Here is a 3,044-nt window from a genome sequence, read left to right on the forward strand (position 1 = left end):
TATTACATTTATGTAAGTATAGTCACAAAGAGAAGCCTTAGAAATCTCCGAAAAGTTACTACGGTATGCTTTTTATTTATCTATACGGAAACAATTACTAATGTCCTTTTCTTTTATATAGTAAATTAAATGAGCTACGCAAAAACATATTTTTACGTAATTCATGGATTAACCATATCTAATCAATGTATGGGGGTGTGTTGTAGGGTTATTAAAATTCTAGAAGGAGTGGAACTGTAAATGATACTAACTATAGTATTATGTGTAGTAATTCTATTAACTTATGGTATTTGGGAGCGTATATTGCATCAAAAAAGGTTACATTCAATACCAGTCAGAATCAATGTAAATGGAATTCGAGGAAAGTCCACTGTTACAAGATTAATTACCGGGGTTGTGAAAGAGGCTAATTATAAGGTTGTGGGAAAAACGACTGGAACATCCGCACGAATGATTTATTGGTTTACCAAAGATGAGTCACCAATAAAACGACGAAAAGAAGGGCCTAATATTGGTGAACAGCGGAGAGTAATAAAAGAAGTAGCAGATTTAGAAGCAGATGCTCTTGTATGTGAATGTATGGCTGTTCAGCCAGATTACCAAATTATTTTTCAGAATATAATGATTAATGCGAATATTGGTGTCATTGTCAATGTTTTAGAGGACCACATGGATGTTATGGGGCCTACACTTAATGAGGTAGCAGATGCATTTACGGCAACAATTCCATACAATGGTTATTTAGTAACGATCGAAAGCGATTATTTAGAGTATTTCAAAAAGGTAGCTAAACAAAGAAATACAAAGGTAATAACAGCAGATAACTCAAAAATTTCAGATGAATTTTTACGAAAATTTGATTATATGGTATTCCCTGATAATGCATCGATTGCCTTAGCCGTTGCCGAAGCAATAGGTATTAATGAAGAAACAGCATTTCGTGGTATGTTAAATGCTCAATCAGATCCTGGTGCAATGCGAATTACACGATTTGGAGAAGCGGTAGAACCATCATTTTTTGTAAATGGATTTGCAGCAAATGATGCATCATCAACCTTACGTATTTGGGAAAGAGTAAATTCTTTTAAATATAGCGAGAAAGCGCCCATTATTATTATGAATTGTAGAGCGGATCGTGTAGATAGAACTGAACAGTTTGCGAGGGATGTATTACCGTATATTGAGGCAGAAATATTATTAGCCATAGGAGAGACAACCGCTCCTATTAAGGATTTTCATGAGAAAGGCTTAATACCAGCAAATTTGTTTGTTGATTTAGAAGGTTGGTCAACAGAGGAAATTATGAACGCTATGCGCCCGTATATAAGAGGTCGTATTGTATATGGTATAGGAAATATTCATGGAGCAGCTACACCATTAATTGATGCAATCATAGAAGAAGAGTTAGTAAGCCAAGTTAGCTAAAAACATAAAAAATTTATGGAGGGGAAGTAATGTTTGGATCAGATTTATATATCGCATTAGTATTAGGTGTAACCTTAAGCCTCATATATACAGAAAAAACGGGAATATTACCTTCAGGATTAGTTGTAGCTGGTTATTTATCCCTCGTTTTTAATCAGCCTGTATTTATGTTACTAGTATTACTTATCAGTATTTTAACGTACTTAATCGTAACACATGGTATAGCACGTTTTACAATTTTATATGGCCGTCGAAAATTTGCAGCAATGCTTATTACTGGAATTTGCTTAAAACTTATATTTGATTACTTGTATCCTGTAATGCCGTTTGAAGTTTATGAGTTTCGAGGTATTGGTGTCATTGTCCCAGGGTTAATTGCTAATACAATCCAAAAACAAGGTTTGCCATTAACTATGGGTAGTACACTTTTATTAAGTGGTCTTACCTTCGGAATTTTAAACGTTTATTATCTATTTTAAGGAGAGAAAAATGAAAAAAAATTTAACATTTCAAGAAAAGCTCTTAGCTTTTAGTAAAAAGACTAAGAAAAAAAACACTCTATATACATTAACTACATTACTAGGTATTTCAATAGCGTTAATCTGTTTTTCATTTTTTGAACGTACTAAAGCAACGGAATCGATAGCTGCTAATACAGAAGCAATATTTACGATGACGATGGTTGGTGATGTAATGATGGGACGGAATATAAAAGAAATCTCCGAACGTTATGGTCCTACTTATGTTTTCAGATACACTTTACCATACTTTGAGAATTCAGATTACGTTAGTGGTAATTTTGAAAATCCTGTTTTACTAAAAACGAAGGAACAATATGAAAAAGCAGAGAAATATATTCATCTAGAAACACAAAGGCAAGCAGTTGCAGCTACTAAAGAGGCTGGTTTTACAATTTTAAATTTAGCAAATAACCATATGATGGATTATGGTGAAAAAGGTTTAAGGGATACCTTACAAGTTTTTAAGGAAGAAAACTTAGATTACATAGGAGCCGGGGGAAATTTAACAGACGCTAAAAATATTGTATATCAAGATTTAAATGGTGTGAGAGTTGCTTCACTTGGTTTTACAGATGCATATGTGGATGGGTTTATTGCAACAAAAGAACAGGCTGGTGTACTGAATATGAATCCGGATATATTTTTTGAACTTATTAGAAAAGCTAAAAAATCTAAAGAAGGAAATGCAGATTTGGTAATTGTTAATGCGCACTGGGGAGATGAATATGATACTGAAGCAAATCCAAGACAAAAAGCATTAGCAAAAGCTATGGTTGATGCAGGTGCGGATATTATTATTGGTCATCATCCACACGTTCTCCAATCTTTTGAAGTGTATAAAAATAGTATTATATTTTATAGCTTAGGAAATTTTATTTTTGATCAAGGATGGACAAGAACAAAAGATAGTGCATTGGTACAATACCACTTACAAAATAACGGATTAGCAAAAGTGGAAATAGTACCTTTAAAAATTAAAGAAGGAACACCACGTCCAGTAGCTGGTTGGTGGGATACGGAAAGGATTAATCGCCAACTTACAAAAAAAACAAAGAATGAATCAATATGGAATGAAAAAGAGGGAAAGATAGAAATTAC

Annotated in this window: 3 protein-coding genes; all 3 read left to right on the top strand. The window is 33.3% G+C overall.

The genetic code is table 11. The features are described 5' to 3' along the window. The first annotated feature begins 240 nt into the window (after nt 1-240). Nucleotides 241-1,425: a poly-gamma-glutamate synthase PgsB gene (gene pgsB / locus ACQGSG_RS27935; RefSeq protein WP_426948568.1), complete on the top strand. Its 1,185-nt coding sequence runs from the start codon at nt 241-243 to the stop codon at nt 1,423-1,425. 29 nt (nt 1,426-1,454) lie between these two features. Beyond that, a complete protein-coding gene (gene pgsC, locus ACQGSG_RS27940; RefSeq protein ID WP_426948570.1) occupies nt 1,455-1,904 on the top strand; it encodes a poly-gamma-glutamate biosynthesis protein PgsC in 450 nt (149 codons plus the stop codon). Nucleotides 1,905-1,914: 10 nt separating this feature from the next. After that, a partial coding sequence (locus tag ACQGSG_RS27945) for a CapA family protein (protein ID WP_426948572.1) occupies nt 1,915-3,044 on the top strand: 1,130 nt, incomplete at its 3' end.

The sequence above is a fragment of the Bacillus sp. GMa5/1 genome (genome assembly GCF_050172015.1).
Lineage (GTDB): Bacteria > Bacillota > Bacilli > Bacillales > Bacillaceae_G > Bacillus_A > Bacillus_A cereus.